This window comes from Martinezella sp. CNPSo 3957 (assembly GCF_057784395.1).
Genome location: NZ_JBXSOU010000014.1, coordinates 14,893 through 33,528, shown reverse-complemented (window position 1 = coordinate 33,528; position 18,636 = coordinate 14,893). Strand labels below are relative to the sequence as shown.

Annotated in this window: 19 protein-coding genes; 4 read left to right on the top strand and 15 right to left on the bottom strand. The window is 60.7% G+C overall.

Annotated elements, in window-relative coordinates:
• Positions 1–20 precede the first annotated feature (20 nt).
• From tsaE to AC13QE_RS25580, 8 genes are all read right to left on the bottom strand, one after another.
• Positions 21–1,532 carry a tRNA (adenosine(37)-N6)-threonylcarbamoyltransferase complex ATPase subunit type 1 TsaE gene (gene tsaE, locus AC13QE_RS25615; RefSeq protein WP_488485806.1) on the bottom strand — a complete coding sequence of 504 codons (1,512 nt, stop codon included), beginning with the start codon at positions 1,530–1,532 and terminating at the stop codon, positions 21–23.
• Complete coding sequence (locus AC13QE_RS25610) at positions 1,529–4,108, bottom strand: PAS domain-containing sensor histidine kinase (RefSeq protein ID WP_488485805.1); 2,580 nt, start codon at positions 4,106–4,108, stop codon at positions 1,529–1,531. Before AC13QE_RS25610 ends, tsaE begins: the two co-directional genes overlap by 4 nt.
• A gap of 204 nt (positions 4,109–4,312) precedes the next feature.
• Positions 4,313–5,713, bottom strand: a complete 1,401-nt coding sequence (gene ahcY, locus AC13QE_RS25605) for an adenosylhomocysteinase (RefSeq protein ID WP_015338200.1) — start codon at positions 5,711–5,713, stop codon at positions 4,313–4,315.
• Positions 5,714–5,891: 178 nt separating this feature from the next.
• Positions 5,892–6,167, bottom strand: coding sequence for an HPr family phosphocarrier protein (locus AC13QE_RS25600; RefSeq protein ID WP_015338201.1), 276 nt, complete (start codon positions 6,165–6,167; stop codon positions 5,892–5,894).
• A 19-nt stretch (positions 6,168–6,186) separates the two neighbouring features.
• On the bottom strand, positions 6,187–6,588 hold the full coding sequence (locus tag AC13QE_RS25595; protein ID WP_015338202.1) for a PTS sugar transporter subunit IIA: 402 nt from the start codon (positions 6,586–6,588) through the stop codon (positions 6,187–6,189).
• A 152-nt stretch (positions 6,589–6,740) separates the two neighbouring features.
• Entirely contained in the window at positions 6,741–7,193 is a 453-nt protein-coding gene (locus AC13QE_RS25590; protein ID WP_488485804.1) for an HPr kinase/phosphorylase, read from the bottom strand.
• A gap of 8 nt (positions 7,194–7,201) precedes the next feature.
• Positions 7,202–8,995 carry a stimulus-sensing domain-containing protein gene (locus tag AC13QE_RS25585; RefSeq protein WP_488485888.1) on the bottom strand — a complete coding sequence of 598 codons (1,794 nt, stop codon included), beginning with the start codon at positions 8,993–8,995 and terminating at the stop codon, positions 7,202–7,204.
• An 84-nt stretch (positions 8,996–9,079) separates the two neighbouring features.
• The gene (locus AC13QE_RS25580) at positions 9,080–9,811 is read right to left on the bottom strand and encodes a response regulator transcription factor (RefSeq protein WP_207899651.1); all 732 of its coding nucleotides are present in this window, start codon (positions 9,809–9,811) and stop codon (positions 9,080–9,082) included.
• A 350-nt stretch (positions 9,812–10,161) separates the two neighbouring features.
• Between AC13QE_RS25580 and AC13QE_RS25575 the strand changes: the two genes are divergently transcribed.
• From AC13QE_RS25575 to AC13QE_RS25565, 3 genes are all read left to right on the top strand, one after another.
• Positions 10,162–11,772 carry a phosphoenolpyruvate carboxykinase gene (locus AC13QE_RS25575; RefSeq protein ID WP_488485803.1) on the top strand — a complete coding sequence of 537 codons (1,611 nt, stop codon included), beginning with the start codon at positions 10,162–10,164 and terminating at the stop codon, positions 11,770–11,772.
• Between the two features lie 118 nt (positions 11,773–11,890).
• Complete coding sequence (gene arfB / locus AC13QE_RS25570) at positions 11,891–12,325, top strand: alternative ribosome rescue aminoacyl-tRNA hydrolase ArfB (protein WP_132719593.1); 435 nt, start codon at positions 11,891–11,893, stop codon at positions 12,323–12,325.
• A 288-nt stretch (positions 12,326–12,613) separates the two neighbouring features.
• Positions 12,614–13,222 (top strand): alpha-ketoglutarate-dependent dioxygenase AlkB family protein, encoded by a 609-nt coding sequence (locus AC13QE_RS25565; protein ID WP_488485802.1) that lies wholly within the window; start codon positions 12,614–12,616, stop codon positions 13,220–13,222.
• A gap of 3 nt (positions 13,223–13,225) precedes the next feature.
• Here AC13QE_RS25565 and coaA read toward each other — a convergent pair whose 3' ends face one another.
• Genes coaA through hisB form a run of 7 tightly spaced genes read right to left on the bottom strand, consistent with a single transcriptional unit; the run spans position 13,226 to position 17,895 of the window.
• Positions 13,226–14,221 (bottom strand): type I pantothenate kinase, encoded by a 996-nt coding sequence (gene coaA, locus AC13QE_RS25560; RefSeq protein WP_015338209.1) that lies wholly within the window; start codon positions 14,219–14,221, stop codon positions 13,226–13,228.
• A 7-nt stretch (positions 14,222–14,228) separates the two neighbouring features.
• On the bottom strand, positions 14,229–14,543 hold the full coding sequence (locus AC13QE_RS25555; protein WP_488485801.1) for a phosphoribosyl-ATP diphosphatase: 315 nt from the start codon (positions 14,541–14,543) through the stop codon (positions 14,229–14,231).
• Between the two features lie 14 nt (positions 14,544–14,557).
• Positions 14,558–15,346 carry an imidazole glycerol phosphate synthase subunit HisF gene (gene hisF / locus AC13QE_RS25550; protein ID WP_112414767.1) on the bottom strand — a complete coding sequence of 263 codons (789 nt, stop codon included), beginning with the start codon at positions 15,344–15,346 and terminating at the stop codon, positions 14,558–14,560.
• Positions 15,343–16,086 carry a 1-(5-phosphoribosyl)-5-[(5-phosphoribosylamino)methylideneamino]imidazole-4-carboxamide isomerase gene (gene hisA, locus AC13QE_RS25545; RefSeq protein WP_132719589.1) on the bottom strand — a complete coding sequence of 248 codons (744 nt, stop codon included), beginning with the start codon at positions 16,084–16,086 and terminating at the stop codon, positions 15,343–15,345. Before hisA ends, hisF begins: the two co-directional genes overlap by 4 nt.
• Positions 16,087–16,111: 25 nt before the next feature.
• Positions 16,112–16,762: an imidazole glycerol phosphate synthase subunit HisH gene (hisH, locus tag AC13QE_RS25540; RefSeq protein ID WP_488485800.1), complete on the bottom strand. Its 651-nt coding sequence runs from the start codon at positions 16,760–16,762 to the stop codon at positions 16,112–16,114.
• Between the two features lie 2 nt (positions 16,763–16,764).
• Complete coding sequence (locus AC13QE_RS25535; RefSeq protein WP_488485799.1) at positions 16,765–17,262, bottom strand: DUF2628 domain-containing protein; 498 nt, start codon at positions 17,260–17,262, stop codon at positions 16,765–16,767.
• Between the two features lie 24 nt (positions 17,263–17,286).
• Complete coding sequence (hisB, locus tag AC13QE_RS25530) at positions 17,287–17,895, bottom strand: imidazoleglycerol-phosphate dehydratase HisB (protein WP_015338215.1); 609 nt, start codon at positions 17,893–17,895, stop codon at positions 17,287–17,289.
• A 212-nt stretch (positions 17,896–18,107) separates the two neighbouring features.
• Between hisB and hslV the strand changes: the two genes are divergently transcribed.
• Entirely contained in the window at positions 18,108–18,635 is a 528-nt protein-coding gene (gene hslV / locus AC13QE_RS25525) for an ATP-dependent protease subunit HslV (RefSeq protein WP_113233576.1), read from the top strand.
• Position 18,636 lies beyond the last annotated feature (1 nt).

Here is an 18,636-nt window from a genome sequence, read left to right as displayed (position 1 = left end):
CCGTCGCGGGGTCTGGTTCGCTATGCCCGGCCAATGCCGGCCTTCTCGCACCATTCGCGCAAGGGTGCGAGCGCTTCATGCTCAAAGGCGATGGCGAGATAGGCGAGCGTGCGCGGCATATGCTTCAAATATCCCGGCTTGCCGTCACGCTGCAAGAGCCGCACCCAGAGGCCGGCAAGCTTGCAATTGCGCTGCGCCGACATGATCGCCCAGCTCTTCAGGAATTTGGCCTCGTCGAAACCGCCCTGGGCATGACGAAGTGCGAGATAGTCTGACATCAGCTGGTCATGCAGATCGCGCTCGATCGTCACGCGCGCATCCTGCACCAGCGAGGCGACGTCATAAGAGGTCGGCCCGATCATTGCATCCTGGAAATCGATCATGCCGACACGCTTTATGCCCTGTTCATGCGACCGCCAGATGATGTTTGGCGAATGCATGTCGCGCAGCAGCAGGTTCTTTTCCGCGTCGTCGAGCTGATCGATCAGCCTGTCCCAGATCGCTAGATAGTCGGCCCGTTCCTCGTCGCTTGCCGGCGTGCCGCGCTTCCAGGGCAGATGCCAGTCGAGCAGCAGCCGCGCTTCCATCTTCATCGCGGTCCGGTCGAAATCCGGAATGTGATGGATGTGATCCGGCGTGACGGGGATATCGCGTGGAATGGAAAGGCTGTGCAGATGCGCAAGGCAGGCGACGCTCGCCTGATAACGCTCGGCGATCGGCTTGCCCTCCGCATCGAGCACGCCGTCGGTGCCGAGATCCTCGATCAGAAGAATGCCAAGATCGTAGTCGGCGGCGAAAATTTGGGGGGCGGCAAAGCCGTTTTGGCTGAGTATAGTGGCGATCGCCACAAAGGGGTAGGTATCCCAGGCGAGATGGGCGACCTTGGGATAGGGTTTGCCGTCAAGCACCGGGGGCCCTTCCGGCAGCCGTGGCCAATCCATCAGGATCACGCGGCCGCTGCCATCGGCAGGAAAAAGAGACTCGTAAGCCCGCAGCGAGGCATCGCCGGTGAGGAAACGTCTCGCGGCACCGCGATAGCCATGCGAATCGAGAAAGGCGCGTATAGCCAATACGCGTTCGATGCGTGCTATCTGCTTGGCCGGTGCCGTGAGGACGGCGCGCCGTCCTTCGCCCTCATGCGTCAGTTTGAGATCGATGCGTTCCTTCGGCAGCTCGCCCTCGGCCATTTCGGGCCACTCGACAAGGCAGATGCCGGTCTGCAGCGCCTCGTCGAAGCCGAGCTCCGTCAACTCGCTTGGGTCGCCGAGACGATAGAGATCGAAATGCGAGACCGGGATGCGCAGCTCATAGGATTGCACAAGGGTAAAGGTCGGGCTCGGCACGTCCAGTTCGGCATCGTCGGCCATGGCGCGCAGCAGCGCGCGGGCGAGCGAGGATTTTCCCGCGCCGAGATCGCCCGACAAGGCCAGACAGTCGCCGACCTTCAGAGCCAGTACCAGATCTTCGCCGAGCTGGGCTGTGGCGGCGTCATCTGCGAGGAAAAGGGAAATGCTGGTCTCTGGGGCTGTCATTCTGCTGCGACGGAATGAGGCAATTCAGCTGAAGGAATCCGGCAGGTGACCGTCGTTCCCTTGCCCGGCTGGCTTTCGATCGAAACCTCGCCCTCATGCAGGCTGACGAAGCTTTCGACGATGGAAAGGCCGAGGCCGGCACCGCTGCGCTTGCCACCCTTGCCGCCGGAGGCGAAGCGGTTGAACACCGCATTGATCAAATCCTCCGGGATGCCTGGGCCTTTGTCGGCAACCGAGAAGACGAAATCCGTGCTCTCGCGCCCGCATCTCAAGGTGATCGTCGATCCCTCGGGCGCGAAATTCGCGGCATTTGTCAGAAGCTTGAGCAGGATCTGCTTCAGCCGCTGCTGATCGGCGACGATAGAGCCGAGATGGGCCGGCACGGTGATTTCAAGCATCACGCCGCTTTCCTGCAGCCGGTCGGCGATCTGCATAGAGACTTCGTCGAGCAGATCGGAGAGCACGATCTCGGAATAGTTCAGCCGCATGATGCCGGCGTCGAGCGTCGCGAGATCAAGGATGTCGTTGACCAGCGTCAGCAGCACGGAAGAAGAGGTCGATATATGGTCGATATATTCGGCCTGCCGCTCGTTCAGCGAGCCGATGCCCGGCGTCTTCAAGAGGTCGGTGAAGCCTATGATGTTTGTGAGCGGCGAACGCAGCTCGTAGGAGACGTGCTGGACGAAATCGTTCTTCAGCTCGTCCGCCTTCAGCAGCGCTTCGTTTTTCTCGGTCAGGGCGCGTTCGGCGCGCACACTGTCGGTCTTGTTGACGAAGGTCAGCATGGTCTGCGCATTCGGCAGCGGAATGACGGCGTAGTCGAGCACCAGATTGGAATAAAGCTCCAGTGTGCCCTGCGATGAGGGCCGCTCGTCGTCGAAGCTGGTGATCTGCTCGGCAAACCGCTTCCAGCCATCAGGCCGGTCATAGGAAGGTGCGCATGCCTCCGCCAGGGTCTGGATATGCGTGCCGGGCTTTGCCTGTGCCTCGGTAATGTTCCAGAGAATGCGGAACGCGGGGTTCGACAGGCGGATGCGGCCATCGGGACCGAAAACGGCGACGCCTTCGGAAAGATGGTCGATGGTTTCGCCCTGAACCTTGACCAGCGTGTTGTAGCGCGTTTCGAGATCGACCTGCTCGGTCAGGTTCTCGAATACCCAAGTTGCGCCGCCCTGCGGATGCGCGGTCGCGAAAACCTTGAGGATCTGACCGTTGGGGAGATGCCAGAGATCGGTCTGCGTGTCGAGCGCGCGATAGACCGAAAGGACGTCATCCTTCCAGGTCTTCCAGTTCAGCTGCTCCGGCAGCTTTTTGGCGCCGCGCAGCCGGTCCAGGAGTTCGCTATTGTCGGGTCGCTTCTCAAGGAAAGCGATATCGAGTTCCCAGAGCTGGACGAAGGCCTGATTGTAGAATTGCAGCCGTCTGTCGCCATCGAAAATCGCAACCGGTGTCGCCAGATGGTCGAGGGTTTCGGCGTGGCTCTTCAGCGTACGGGCAAGCTCGGCGCGAATCGCTTCCGCTTCGGAAATATCGATCGCAATGCCGGCGGAGCCATTCGGCGACTTGACATCGACAACGTCGAAAAAGGTGCGGTTGCCGTGGACCACGGTCGAAATCTTGTCGTGGAAGGGCGACTCCGGCGTAGCGGCTGCCCGAATGCGTTCGCGAGCCACGGTCGTCAGGAATTCCCGTCCCTCGCGCACGGCTTCATCTGTCGAAACCGCTTCCACGGCCTCGCCATAGGCCTGATTGACCCAGGTGAGCTTACCTTCCGCATCGCGCTGCCAGACCGGCAGGTCGATGGCATCGAGCAGATTTTGGAACGCGGAGATCGAGGTCATCAGCCGGTCGCGCTCGATCTTCAGTTCGGCGAGTTCGGCGCGCAGATTGTTAAGCGCAATGAAGCGGACAAAGGCGCGTCCGCCGGAAATGCGGCCTTGCGCTTCCAGAATCTCGTCGCGGTTGGTTTCGACAACCATGTCGAAGCTCTGGCCACTGCCGCGCAGCTTGTCGATCGCCTTGTCGAGCTCGCCGGCCGACCATGATTTCAGCCAGCGGCCGAAGGCGAGGAATTCATTGTCCTGCGGCGCGCCGGTCTCGACCGGCAGCTGGCCGAGCAGCTCCGGCCGAGCATTCTGGCCATCCCAGATGACGATCCGGCGGTTCTTGTCGGCAATCAGCGCCTGATATTGCGAAATACGCTGATTGGCATCCGAAAGGGCCGTGCGGATCTCGCGGCTTTCGCTTTCCATATTCCCGCGCTGCCGAACCATCCACATGGTCGACAGGAGTGCGGCGGAGATCACGCCGATGATAACGGAGAAGACGGCCATTTCCGAGGAGGTGAAGAGGCGCATGCCCGCCTGCGTGACGTCATTGCCCTGCGCAAGAACGGGCCCGGCCAGACCGGTCAACAGGCCGCCGAAAACGCTGAGCCTCAACAGGCGGCTCAGGCGCGCTAGCCGGCCCTTGCCCTGCTTTGCCCCTGTCGAAAGCCGATATACGCCGCCCTGCAGCAACCGCGCCGCCACTCCGTGTAGCGCTGGTCGATGCAGTTTGTCTTCCCCTTCAAACATAAGAGGTCTGTCTCCGTCTTCTAATGTGCCGCATCCTGACAAGACATCCCATTTTCATGGCTCCGGGCACGCCCGGTTCGTCACGAATCAAGTGTAAAAACAATACTGCCTAGGAGAATCCGGGGGAAGGGAGCTGGCTAAAAAATAAGCCCCGGCATTTGTCAATGCCAGGGCCACAAGATGTTGTGGATACTGTTTTAATAATCAGTATCTGTAGTGGTCGGACTTGAACGGGCCCTTCGGCGTCACGCCGATATACGATGCCTGCTCTTCGGAAAGCTCCGTCAGCTTCACGCCGAGCTTGGCGAGATGCAGGCGAGCGACCTTCTCGTCGAGGTGCTTCGGCAGAACGTAGACTTCGTTCTTGTACTGGCCGGGCTTGGTGAAGAGCTCGATCTGCGCCAGCGTCTGGTTGGTGAAGGATGCCGACATCACGAAGGACGGGTGGCCGGTGGCGTTGCCGAGATTCAGGAGACGGCCTTCCGAGAGCAGGATGATGCGGTTGCCCTTGGAGAATTCGACCATGTCGACCTGCGGCTTGATGTTCGTCCACTTCTGGTTCCGCAGCGCGGCAACCTGGATTTCGTTGTCGAAGTGGCCGATGTTGCCGACGATCGCCATGTCCTTCATCGCACGCATGTGGTCGATGCGGATGACGTCTTTGTTGCCGGTCGTGGTGATGAAGATGTCGGCCGAGGAAACGACGTCCTCGAGCTGAACGACTTCATAGCCGTCCATCGCAGCCTGCAGTGCGCAGATCGGGTCGACTTCCGTGACCTTGACGCGGGCGCCAGCGCCGGAGAGCGAAGCGGCAGAACCCTTGCCCACATCGCCATAGCCGCAGACGACGGCGACCTTGCCGGCCATCATGACGTCGGTGGCGCGGCGGATACCGTCGACCAGGGATTCCTTGCAGCCGTACTTGTTGTCGAACTTCGACTTGGTGACGCTGTCGTTGACGTTGATGGCCGGGAAGGGCAGCAGGCCCTTCTGGCTGAGCTGGTACAGACGGTTGACGCCCGTGGTGGTTTCTTCCGTTACGCCCTTGATGGCGTCGCGCTGCTTGGTGAACCAGCCAGGCGTTGCCTGCAGGCGCTTCTTGATCTGCGCGAAGAGGATTTCCTCTTCTTCCGAATGCGGGTTGGAGAGCACATCCTCACCGGCTTCGGCGCGGGCGCCGAGCAGGATGTACATGGTGGCATCGCCGCCATCGTCGAGGATCATGTTGGAAAGGCCACCATCGGCCCACTGGAAGATCTTGTCGGTGTAGATCCAATAATCTTCGAGGCTCTCGCCCTTGACGGCGAAGACCGGAACGCCGGATGCGGCGATTGCGGCGGCGGCATGGTCCTGCGTCGAGAAGATGTTGCAGGATGCCCAGCGCACCTGAGCGCCGAGTGCGACCAGCGTCTCGATGAGAACGGCTGTTTGAATCGTCATGTGCAGCGAGCCGGTGATGCGGGCGCCCTTCAGCGGCTTCGCTTCGCCGAATTCGGCGCGGCAGGCCATCAGGCCCGGCATCTCGGTTTCGGCGATCGTGATTTCCTTGCGGCCGAAGTCGGCAAGGCCGATATCCGCGACGATGTAGTCCTTTTCAGTGCTCATGAAGGTCTCCAGCCTGAACGATGCAGTCGCGCCGCGGGCAGACGCCTCGGCCGAATGCAACAAGAATTGCACGCTGACAGCGTGTGGATGATGCCGTGTAGCAGGCTTCAGGGTGGAAATCAATAATGATATAAAGAAGTCTTTATGTCTTTATATCCGCGATAGCAGGCGGAGAAGCCTACATTTCCTCGCCGAACTTGTTGGCGACCAGTTGGTCGAGTGCCTCGAGCGCTTCGGCTGCCTGGTTGCCGCTTGCCGCGACAAGCACGCTGCAGCCCGGGCTGGCTGCCAGCATCATCAGGCCCATGATCGAAGTTCCGCCGACCGTGGTGCCGTCTTTTGAAACGGTGATCACGGCGTCGTAGGCTTCGACGGTCTGGACGAATTTCGCGGAGGCACGGGCATGCAGGCCCCGCTTGTTGATGATCAGGAGTTCACGGGAAAGCTCGGTCATGGGGGCGGTGTTTGCCTCGTTATTTGCCACTGAGCACACGGCTGGCCACGTTGATATATTTGCGCCCGGCCTCTGAGGCCTCCACCAGAGCTCTTTCCATGTTGTTGTCGCCGCGTACGCCCGCGAGCTTGATCAGCATCGGCAAATTGACGCCGGCGATGACCTCGGTATGGCCGCTATTCATGACGGAGATTGCGAGATTGGAAGGAGTACCGCCGAACATGTCGGTGAGGATGATGACGCCGTGCCCGTCATCGGCGCCGGCAACGGCCTGCAGAATGTCCTGCCGCCGCTTGTCCATGTCGTCTTCGGGACCGATGCATACCGTCTCTATGAACTTCTGCGGACCAACGACATGCTCGACGGCATGCCGAAACTCTTCAGCCAGCTTGCCATGAGTGACAAGCACAAGTCCAATCATGATATTACTGCTCCCATGGCATACGCAAACAGGTGGCCAATATCGCAATGCAGCAATGTCGTCCACCGGTGGGGGGACATCTTGGCGATGAAAAGGCGAAGTGCAAGCTTAAAATATAGGATTTGCATGCCTGTTCGGGCCTAAATGGCCGATTAGCCGAAACTCGCGCCGATTTTCGCTATTATTATGGCCAGCGGATTCGCGGAGGTTGCGGCCAGGCGGATCAAGGGCAACCGGATGGAGCCGGTAATATCGACCTGCTCGTCTTCCGGCGGCAGCCTTTCTGCCGTGGCCGGATCGACGGGGCGGACCGCGAAGTGCATTTCGCCTTCGGAAATGTAAGGCATCCGGACGATGCCGGTATAGCGGATTTCCATGAGCCCTTCGATCGAGGGCGGGCATTTCGCAATCACGGAGCCACTTTGCTCGCTGATCAGCACCCGGTCGTCGGCAACAAGGCTTGCCGCCAGCCCGAGCGGTTTGGCAGCGGCAAGGCAGGAAAAGGCGAGGGCGGATTTGCCGCTGCCCGAAGGGCCGAGAAACAGGAGCCCGGTCCTGCCGATGACGATCGCTGTGGCGTGGATATTGGTCGCTTCGCCGATCATGCGAGCGCTCACGCCTGCGTCTGGGCGGGCAGCGACAGGATGAACCGTGCCCCGAGCAACGTCGAGCCATCGTTGTCGACGATATTCTCGGCGCGCAGCGAGCCGCCATGCGCTTCGGCGATCTGCCGGCTGATCGAAAGGCCGAGACCGGAATTCTGCCCGAAACCTTCGGATTCAGGTCGGTCAGTATAGAACCGTTCGAAGATGCGGTCGATATTTTCGGCCTGAATGCCGGGACCATTATCTTCGATATAGATGACGCAACGCGTCCGTGTGCGCGTCAGCCGCACGGTGATCTTGCCGGTTTCCGCCGGGACGAAGGACCGTGCGTTTTCGATGAGATTGGTGACGATCTGACCGATGCGCAGGTCGTGACCCTCGACGGAGAAATTCGTCTTGTTGCCCGGCTTGCGGTCGACGACATATTCGATTTCGACGGCCTTCTTGCTGTGTCCGACTTGTCTGGAAATATCGATCATGTCGCGCAGCAGTACTTCCAGATCGAGCGACTTCGCATCAGGGCGAGCAAGTTCGGCGTCAAGGCGCGATGCATCGGAGATATCGCTGATCAGGCGGTCGAGGCGGCGAACGTCGTGCTGGATCACGTCCATCAGCCGCTTCTTCGAATCATCGCTCTTGGCGAGCGGCAGCGTCTCGACAGCGCTGCGCAGCGACGTCAACGGGTTTTTCAGCTCGTGGCTGACGTCGGCTGCAAAACTCTCGATGGCATCGATGCGATCATAGAGTGCCGATGTCATGTCGCGCAATGCGATCGACAGGTTGCCGATCTCGTCCTGGCGGGCGGAAAAGTCAGGGATTTCCTCGCGTTCCTTCGCTCCGCCGCGGCGCACGCGGATGGCCGCAGCCGAAAGCCGGCGCAGCGGATTGGCGATGGTGGAGGATAAAAGCAGCGACAGCACGACGTTGACCAGCGTCGCGACGCCGAAGACGCGCATGATCGCTAGACGCTCGGCATGAACGATCTTGTCGATGTCGCCGGCCTGGGTCGAGAGCAGCAAGACGCCGAGCACGGCGCGGAAGCGCTGGATCGGCACGGCGACCGAAACGATCAGCTCGCCCTTCTCCGTGGTGCGGACAACGGCACCGCGCACGCCGGTTAGCGCATTCATGACTTCCGGATAGATCGAACCGTCGCCGCCGGGCGCTTCCTTATAGACAGGCAGGTTGCCCGGCTGCAGCATCTTGTTGAGCAACCCGCTGAACCAGTCGGACCAGCTCTGCTTCTCGTCGTCGACGGGGGGCAGGTCGTAGCGCAACACCTGGCCGCGCGAATAAAGATGGCGGCTGTCGAGCAGCAGGTTCGCGTCGGCATCGAAGATGCGGGCGCGGGTGCGTGTCGGCGAGATCAGCCGCGTCAGCACCGGCGCCACCTTTTCCGGATCGATCGGGAATTCCAGATCCTCATCGTTCGGAACGGGCGTGATGCTCTGGCCGGCCTGCAGCTCCAGCAGCTTCTGCGGATCGATGGTGATGGAGTTGGTATCGACCGATGCCGAGGCCGAGACGGCACCGGCGATGATCTCGCCCTGCGTCAAGAGGCTCTCGACGCGGGCATCGATCAGGCCTTCGCGGAACTGGTTGAGATAGAGAATGCCGCCGACCAGAACGACGAGGGCGGCCAGATTGAAAAACAGGATGCGCCGCGTCAGGCTCGAAAAGACAGCATTGCCGAAGATGCGGCGGATCAGCACGAAGGGATGAGTCCAGCGCCGGCGCGCGATTCGAGCGCCGCTCGGGCTTTCCGAGTCGTCTATATCCCTGTCCTGCACCAGCTGTGCCAAGCCTACGGCCCTTTCGAAGAACGGGATCGTCGACCCCGTCCGCATGCTCTTATTCCATCGTCCGCCGTATGGTCCAGTTGACTCTTATGCAGCTTCGCGGAAGCGGTAGCCGACGCCATACAGCGTCTCGATCATATCAAAATCGAGGTCGACCATCTTGAATTTCTTGCGCAGCCGCTTGATGTGGCTGTCGATCGTGCGGTCGTCCACATAGACCTGCTCGTCATAGGCCGCATCCATCAGCGCATCGCGGCTCTTGACCACGCCGGGGCGCTGGGCAAGCGAATGCAGGATGAGGAATTCGGTGACGGTGAGCGTCACTGGCTCGCCCTTCCAGGTGCAGGTATGGCGTTCCTGGTCCATGACGAGCTGTCCGCGTTCCAGCGAGCGGGCCTGCTGTGCAGCACCCGGCTTGGCAACGGCTGCGCCGCCGGCAGCATTTGCGGCTTCGCGAGCGGACGCACGGCGGAGAACGGCCTTGACGCGTTCGACCAGCAGGCGCTGCGAGAACGGCTTGGTGATGAAATCGTCGGCGCCCATCTTCAGGCCGAAGAGTTCGTCGATTTCCTCGTCCTTTGAGGTCAGGAAAATCACTGGTATATCGGATTTCTGACGCAGGCGGCGCAGAAGCTCCATGCCATCCATGCGGGGCATCTTGATATCGAAGATCGCCAGTTGCGGCGGCCGGGCAAGCAGGCCGTCCAGCGCCGAGGCTCCGTCCGTGTAGGTCTCTACCTTATATCCCTCTGCTTCCAAGGCAATCGAAACGGAAGTCAGGATATTGCGGTCGTCGTCAACGAGCGCGATTGTCAACATGGTGTTCGTCTCCGTCATCAGTGCGCGTCTCCCGGATTTGGAATCCAGCCCAGGCGGTCTGCCAGTTCGGTCGGCGGTAACCTGGCGCGCTTATGGGGATAAAGGTGGAACAAATTGTGGCAAAGATAAAGGGGAGGATTGTTGCGGAGAAAAACCCTTGCGCAAGGGTTGTGGGACGTAACGTCCCGCTGCCTGTCATTCAAACGATTTAAAATTACGGAAATTTATTTAAATCGATTAAATAACTGATATCATTAAATATTTTTCACGGCAGGCTCTTGTGCTTTTAAAAAGACCCCTCTACGCTTTAGATAATTCTAACGGCCAAGCCCCTTGTAGAGGAAAAAGTGATGGAGCAATTCGGCGTCCGCAATCCCGCGACTGAACTGGGATCGATCGGCCTGGGAGCCGCCGCCAGTGTGCGTTACAACCTCATGGAAGCCCATCTTTACGAAGAGGCGATTCGCCGTCGTGAGGCCGATCTGACCGCCGATGGCGCGCTCAGGGCCTTGACCGGCCAGCACACCGGCCGTTCGCCGAAGGACAAGTTCGTGGTGCGCAACGCCACCACCGAAGACCAGATCTGGTGGGACAACAACAAGCCGATGTCGCCGGAGCATTTCGAGCTCCTGCATGAGGACATGCTGGCCCATGCCCGCGGCAAGGACCTATTCGTGCAGGATCTGATCGGTGGCGCCGACGTCGAATACGCCTTGCCGACGCGTGTCATCACCGAATTCGCCTGGCATTCGTTGTTCATCCGCAATCTGCTAATCCGCCCCGATCGCTCTGAGCTCGAAAGCTTCGTACCGCAGCTGACGATCATCGACCTGCCAAGCTTCCGCGCCGATCCGGAGCGCCATGGCTGCCGCACCGAAACGGTCATCGCCTGCGATTTCGTCAACGGGATCGTCCTGATCGGCGGCACCTCCTATGCCGGCGAAATGAAGAAATCGGTGTTCACGGCGCTGAACTACATGCTGCCCGAGCGCGGCGTCATGCCGATGCATTGCTCGGCCAATGTCGGCCCGGAAGGCGATGCCGCGATCTTCTTCGGCCTGTCGGGTACCGGCAAGACGACGCTCTCGGCAGACCCGACCCGCACGCTGATCGGTGACGACGAGCATGGCTGGGGCGAAAACGGCATCTTCAACTTCGAAGGCGGCTGCTACGCCAAGACCATCCGTCTTTCGGCAGAAGCCGAGCCGGAAATCTATGCCACGACGCGCCGTTTCGGTACGGTGCTCGAAAACGTCGTGCTCGACGAGCATGGCCGCCCGGATCTCGACGATGGCTCGCTGACGGAAAACACCCGCAGCGCCTACCCGCTGCATTTCATCCCGAATGCCTCGGAATCCGGTATCACGGGTCATCCCGAGACGATCATCATGCTGACAGCAGACGCTTTCGGCGTCATGCCGCCGATCGCCAAGCTGACACCGGATCAGGCGATGTACCACTTCCTGTCCGGCTACACCGCCAAGGTCGCCGGCACGGAAAAGGGCGTCGTCGAGCCGGAAGCAACCTTCTCGACCTGCTTCGGCGCTCCTTTCATGCCGCGCCATCCGGCCGAATACGGCAACCTCCTCAAGGAGCTGATCGCCCGCCACGGCGCCCGTTGCTGGCTGGTCAACACTGGCTGGACTGGCGGCGCCTACGGCAAGGGAAGCCGCATGCCGATCAAGGCGACGCGCGCCCTGCTGGCCGCTGCCCTGAAGGGCGATCTCGACAATGTTGAGTTCCGCATCGATCCGAACTTCGGCTTCGCGGTCCCCGTTGCCGTCGAAGGCGTCGACAGCGCCATCCTCGACCCGCGCTCCACCTGGGCCGATGGCAATGCCTATGATGCGCAGGCCGAGAAGTTGGTACAGATGTTCGTCACCAACTTCGCCAAGTTCGAGGATCATGTCGACGGCAACGTCCGTGATGCAGCCCCGGGGATGCCGGTGGCTGCGGAATAATCATCCAGAGCGGGAATGACTCACGTGAAACCCGGCGGCCAGTTCGCCGGGTTTCATTTTATCCGGCAGTAGTTTTCAACCGCGCATCAATGTGGGATAGACAGGCGCGGAGAAAATCATGGCCAGCGAAGCGCTTTACATTAACGACCGGATCACGATTGCCGGCTGGGAGCTGACGGAACAATTCGTTCTGGCGGGCGGTCCTGGCGGTCAAAACGTCAACAAGGTCGCGACCGCAGTCCAGCTTTTCTTCAACGTCCAGAATTCCCCCTCGCTGACCGACCGCGTCAAGGCGAATGCGATCAGGCTTGCCGGCCGTCGTGTGTCCAAGGAAGGCGTTCTGATGATCGAGGCCAGCCGCTTCCGCAGCCAGGACCGCAATCGCGAGGACGCCCGCGAGCGGCTGAAGGAACTGATCCTCGAAGCAGCCGCCCCGCCGCCGCCGCCCCGCCGGAAGACCAAGCCGACAAAGGGATCGATCGAGCGCCGGCTGAAGGAGAAATCCGGGCGCTCCGAGGTCAAGAAGATGCGCGGCAAGGTCGGCGGCGACTAGGCTTGGTTTTCGGGCTGCAGTTTTGGCTCGGCTGGGTAAAATTGAAACTTGTCGGGCGAGTTCAGTTTTGTGGACGCTGTCTGCCCGGCCCCTCATCCTAGCCTTCCCCTCGCATGCGGGGAGAAGGGACGACACAGCGAACAGCAAGACTCTCAGTTGCGGCGGCTGGCTTGAGGCAGGATAAACCCCCTCGCCCCGCTTGCGGGGAGAGGGCTGGGGTGAGGGGCCATGCAGGAAGGCGAGGCAATGACGCATTCACCTGACCAGCGATACCATCAGGAAACCAAAATGCTGCTCCCCAACGGAATCCGCCATCTCGCCGGATATCTCGACCGCCCTGCCCAGGAAGCGCTCGTCGAGGCGATCCGCGCCGTTGTGGCAGAGGCGCCGCTTTACACACCGGTCATGCCGGGTACCGGCAAGGAAATGTCCGTGCGCATGACCAATTGCGGTTCGCTCGGTTGGGTGACAGACAAGCAGCGCGGCTATCGCTATCAGCCGACCCATCCGGTCACCGGTCGCCCATGGCCGGCCATGCCGCCGCAACTGCTCGATCTCTGGCGCGATATAGCAGGCTATGAAAAGCCGCCCGAAGCCTGCCTTGTCAATTTCTATGGCGACGATGCCCGCATGGGCCTGCATCAGGATCGCGACGAGCAGGATCTCAAGGCGCCCGTCCTGTCGGTCTCGCTGGGAAACGCCTGCCTCTTTCGGGTTGGCGGTCTCAGCCGCAATGACCGAACCCAATCTTTCAAGCTTGCGAGCGGCGATATCGTCGTTCTCGGCGGCGAGGGGAGACTCTGTTTCCACGGCGTCGATCGTATCTATCCGGCAACGTCGACATTGCTGAAGAACGGCGGACGGATCAACCTGACCCTCAGGCGTGTTCAGCCCTAAGTCTTAGAGCTTTCTGAGCGCCACTTGCTCGATCAGATGATTCTTGCCCTTCTGCAGGATGAGATCGGCGCGCGGCCGCGTCGGCAGAATGTTCTGGCGCAGGTTCTTGAGGTTGATGTTCTTCCAGAGCCCCTCGGCGATCGCCAGCGCCTCTTCCTCGCTGATCGAGGCATAGCGATGGAAGAAGGAGTTGGGGTCGCGGAAGGCGGTCTCGCGCAGCCGCATGAAACGGGCGACATACCAGTTGTGGATGAGCTCCTCGTCGGCATCGATATAGATCGAGAAGTCGAAGAAATCCGAGACCATCGGCACGATCTTGCCATCGGCTGGCAGATGCCGTGATTGCAGCACGTTGATGCCCTCGAAGATCAGGATATCCGGGCGGTCGACCGTCTTGAATTCATTCGGCAGCACGTCGTAGACGAGGTGCGAATAGGATGGCGCCTGCACATTCGGCTGGCCGGCCTTGATTGCCGAGAGGAAACGCAGCAGCGCTGCGGTATCGTAGCTTTCCGGAAAACCCTTGCGCTGCATCAGGTTGCGGCGCTGCAATTCGGCGTTCGGATAGAGAAAGCCGTCCGTGGTGACCAGATCGACCTTCGGGCTCGACGGCCAGCGGCCCAGCAATTCCTTCAGGATACGAGCTGTCGTGGACTTGCCGACCGCGACCGAACCGGCGATGCCGATGACGAAGGGCGTCTTGGCGATATCGGAGAGGCTGAGGAAGCGATTGCGCTGCTCGAAGAGGATCTGTGAGGATTCCACATGCGAGGACAAAAGCCGCGACAGCGACAGATAGATGCGCCTGACTTCGTCGAGATCGATCGGATCGCCCATGGATCGCAGCCGCTTCACTTCGTCTGATGTCAGCGTCAGTGGCGTGTCGGCGCGAAATTTCGCCCATTCTTCCGAGGAGAAGAAATAATAGGGCGAATAGGCTTTCGCCTGGAAAATATCGAGCGTTTCGGGCGCTGGCTGGCTCTTGGTCGCTATTGTCATCGCGTTCTTACCGGCTGGCCTTTTCCTGAAGGCCGGATTGGGCGGTGCGCCTTTCGAGCTCACCCATGACATTCTCTAACGGAATGCCGGCAATCTTCAATACGACCAGAAGATGATATAGCAGATCGGCCGCCTCATAGGTAAGATTGTCGCGATCGTTGATGACCGCTGCCATCACGGCCTCGATCGCCTCCTCGCCGAGTTTCTTCGCCGCCTTCGGCTGGCCGGCGGCAACAAGCTTCGCTGTCCAGGATTCGTCCGGCGAAGCCTTGGAGCGTTCCTCGATGATTCGTTCGAGGTCGGAAAGGGTAAATCCGCTCATTGGTCCGCTGTCTCCTAATCCAGCCGCATCGGAATGCCGCGCTCGGCCATGTAGCGCTTTGCCTCGCCCACCGAATAGGTGCCGAAGTGGAAGATCGAAGCGGCAAGCACCGCCGTCGCATGGCCTTCCTTAACGCCGGCGACGAGGTCGTCGAGATCGCCGACGCCGCCGGAGGCGATGACGGGCACGCGCACCGCATCGGCAATCGCCCGCGTCAGCTCCAGATCGTAGCCGACTTTCGTGCCGTCGCGGTCCATGGAGGTGACGAGCAGTTCGCCGGCACCGCGTTCGACCATCTTGCGGGCAAAATCGACGGCATCGATGCCGGTCGCATTGCGGCCGCCGTGGGTGTAGATTTCCCAAGCGCTCAGATTGTCGCCACCGAGCGCCTCGGTCCGGCGCCGCTTGGCATCGATGGATACCACGATGCACTGGTTGCCGAACTTATCGGCCGCTTCAGCCACGAAATCGGGATTGTTGACCGCCGCCGAATTGATCGAAACCTTGTCGGCGCCGCAAAGCAGAAGCTTGCGGATATCGGCGATCGTGCGCACGCCGCCGCCGACCGTGACAGGCATGAAGCATTGTTCGGCGGTGCGGGCGACAACATCGAAAATGGTGTCGCGATTGTCGGAGGAAGCCGTGATGTCGAGAAAGCAGAGTTCGTCGGCACCGGCCGCGTCATAGGCCTTGGCAGCCTCGACCGGATCGCCGGCATCGATAAGGTTGACGAAGTTGACGCCCTTGACGACGCGGCCGTCCTTTACGTCGAGGCAGGGGATGACGCGGGCTTTCAGGGTCATTGCGCTGCCTCCTTGGCCTGCTTGATCAGGGCCAGTGCCTCTTTCGGATCGATCCGGCCATCATAAAGCGCGCGGCCGGAAATCGCACCTTCCAGTTTACGGGCATCCGGCTGGATCATGCGGCGGATATCATCAAGCGAGGCAAGGCCGCCGGAGGCGATGACGGGGATGGAAACGGCATTGGCCAGTTCCAAGGTCGAATCCCAGTTGATTCCCGTGAGAATGCCGTCGCGATCGATATCGGTATAGATGATCGCTGCAACGCCGACACCTTCGAATTTCTTGGCGAGTTCGATGACGCCGAGTTCGGAGGCCTCGGCCCAGCCCTCAACCGCCACCTTGCCGCCCTTGGCATCGATGCCGACAGCAATATGGCCCGGATAACGCCGGCAGGCTTCGACGACAAGCGCCGGATCGCGCACTGCCACGGTGCCGAGGATAACGCGGGCAAGCCCCCGCGACAGCCAGTTTTCGATGTGCTCGAGCGTGCGGATACCGCCGCCGAGCTGCACCGGGTTCTTCGTCGCCTTGAGAATGGCATCGACAGCGGCGCCGTTGACGGTCTCGCCGGCGAAGGCGCCGTTGAGATCGACGACATGCAGCCATTCGAAGCCCTGATCTTCAAAGGCTTTCGCCTGGGCACCGGGATCGGGGTTGTAGACGGTTGCCTGCTCCATGTCGCCGAGCTTGAGGCGCACGCATTGGCCGTCTTTTAGGTCGATAGCAGGAAAAAGAATCATGATGTCTGTCCTTGGAGCGCGAGCCTTACGGCTTCCAGCGCAGGAAATTGGCGATCAGGGCAAGGCCGAGTTTCTGGCTCTTTTCCGGATGGAATTGTGCGCCGGCGATGTTGTCCCGGCCGACGAAAGCGGTCATCGGCCCGCCATAATTCGTCGTCGCGATCACATCGTCCCCGTGGTCGGCGGCCAGATGGTAGGAATGGACGAAATAGGCGTGCAGGCCGTCCGGCCCGGTCTCGATCCCATCGAAGAGCGCGTGCGGGTGGCGGATATCCAGCGTGTTCCAGCCGATCTGCGGGATTTTCAGGTTGGGATCGCTCGGCGTCATTTCCTTGACGTCACCCTTGATCCAGCCGAAGCCTTTCGTGATCGTCTTTTCCAGCCCGCGCGACGACATCAGCTGCATGCCGACGCAGATGCCAAGGAAGGGGCGGGCCTTGTGTTCCACGAGGTCGACGACAGCTTCCGCCATGCCGGGCACGGCATCGAGGCCGCGGCGGCAATCGGCATAGGCGCCGACGCCGGGAAGCACGATGCGGTCGGCGGTGGCGACGCGCTCGGCGTCATCGGTCAGGTCGATCTCTGCGTCGATGCCTGCTTCGCGGGCGGCCCGTTCGAAAGCCTTGGTGGCCGAGCGCAGATTGCCGGAACCATAGTCGATAATCGCGACCCGCATGATCAGCGTCCTCCGTCATAGCCGGGAAGGCCGAAGCTCGGGCCTGGGCGGCTGGTATTCGTGTTGGTGACCGAGATATCCCAATTTTTAGGGTGGATATCCGGGTTTGGCTTCTGCTCGAACTCGAAAAAGTGGATTTCCTCCGCAGTCGCCAGATCGTGTGCCGAGACGAGGTTTTCAACCTTCCACCCGAGGCCAAGCAGACGATTGCTGATCGCATGCGGACCTTCGAGAGCGGCAAGAACATGCACGCCGAGCAGAAGCGCGGCTGCGGCGGCGAAAAAGCCGGGCTGCCGCATCAGCTCCAGCGCAATGCCCTGCAGCAGAAAGGCGGCGACCGCGTGCAGCCAAAGCCGATGGAATAGCATCCAGAGCGTCGGAAACAGAAACGCCGTCAACGAAAAACCATCACGGATGAATCGCGACTCATCGCGATACCGATCCGATATTTCGGATCGGCTCAGTGCTCCGGGGGGAGACAAAATCAGATAGCTTGCCATTTCCTCAATTCCCCAGTTCGGGGCTCAGGCTAGCGTGCCTTTCGTCGAGGGCACCCGACCTGCCTGCCGCGGATCGATCTCGGTTGCGGTGCGCAATGCGCGCGCAACGGCCTTGAAGCATGTCTCGGCTATATGGTGATTGTTGGCGCCATAATGGTTGAGGATATGCAAGGTGATGCCGGCATTCTGTGCCAGTGCCTGAAAGAATTCGCGCACCAGCTCGGTATCGAAGGTGCCGATCTTCGGCGCGCTGAACGAGACGTTCCACACGAGGAAGGGCCGGCCTGACAGATCGACGGCCGCCTTCGTCATCGTCTCGTCCATGGCGAGGTCGATCGAGGCATAGCGCGTGATGCCGCGCCGGTCGCCCAGGGCCTTGGCAATGGCCTGGCCGATCGCGATGCCGGTATCCTCGACGGCATGGTGATCGTCGACGTGCAAATCGCCCTTGGTGTCGATCTCCATGTCGATCAGCGAATGTCGCGACAGCTGTTCCAGCATATGGTCGAAGAAGCCGACTCCCGTCGAAATCGTCGATTTGCCGCTGCCGTCGATATTGACGGAAACGGAGACCGAGGTCTCGTTGGTCTTGCGGGAAACGCTTGCCGTGCGGCTCGCTGCGGTCTCTGCCATGGGCTGCTCCATCAGAATACGGCCGTTCCATATCAGGCGGATCGGGAAATATCCAGAAGTTACGCAAGGCCCTACGCGTTTAGCCGGCTTGCCGCCGTTATTCGGGCGCGGTTGCCATTTGCAATCGCCAAAACCCCTCTTACATAGGTGCTGACGGGGCCGATACGCGGCCCGGCAGAAAGCCCGCCGAAACGGGGGCAAACAGGTGCTAAATGACGACAATCGTGACTATTCGCAAGAACGGCAAGGTGGTGATGGCTGGTGATGGCCAGGTGAGCCTTGGCCAGACCGTAATGAAGGGCAACGCGCGCAAGGTTCGCCGCATCGGCAAGGGCGATGTCATCGCCGGTTTCGCCGGCGCGACCGCCGATGCCTTCACTCTTCTCGAGCGCCTCGAAAAGAAACTCGAACAATATCCCGGCCAGCTGATGCGCGCCGCCGTTGAGCTCGCCAAAGACTGGCGGACGGACAAATATCTGCGCAACCTCGAAGCCATGATGCTGGTTGCCGACAAACAAGTAACGCTCGCCATCACCGGCAACGGCGATGTGCTCGAGCCTGAACATGGCGCCATGGCAATCGGCTCCGGCGGCAATTTCGCCCTCGCTGCCGCACGTGCGCTGATGGACAGCGACAAGTCGGCTGAAGACGTCGCCCGCCGCGCCCTCGATATCGCTGCCGACATCTGCGTCTACACGAACCATAACGTGGTCGTCGAAACGCTCGATGCCGAAGCCTAAG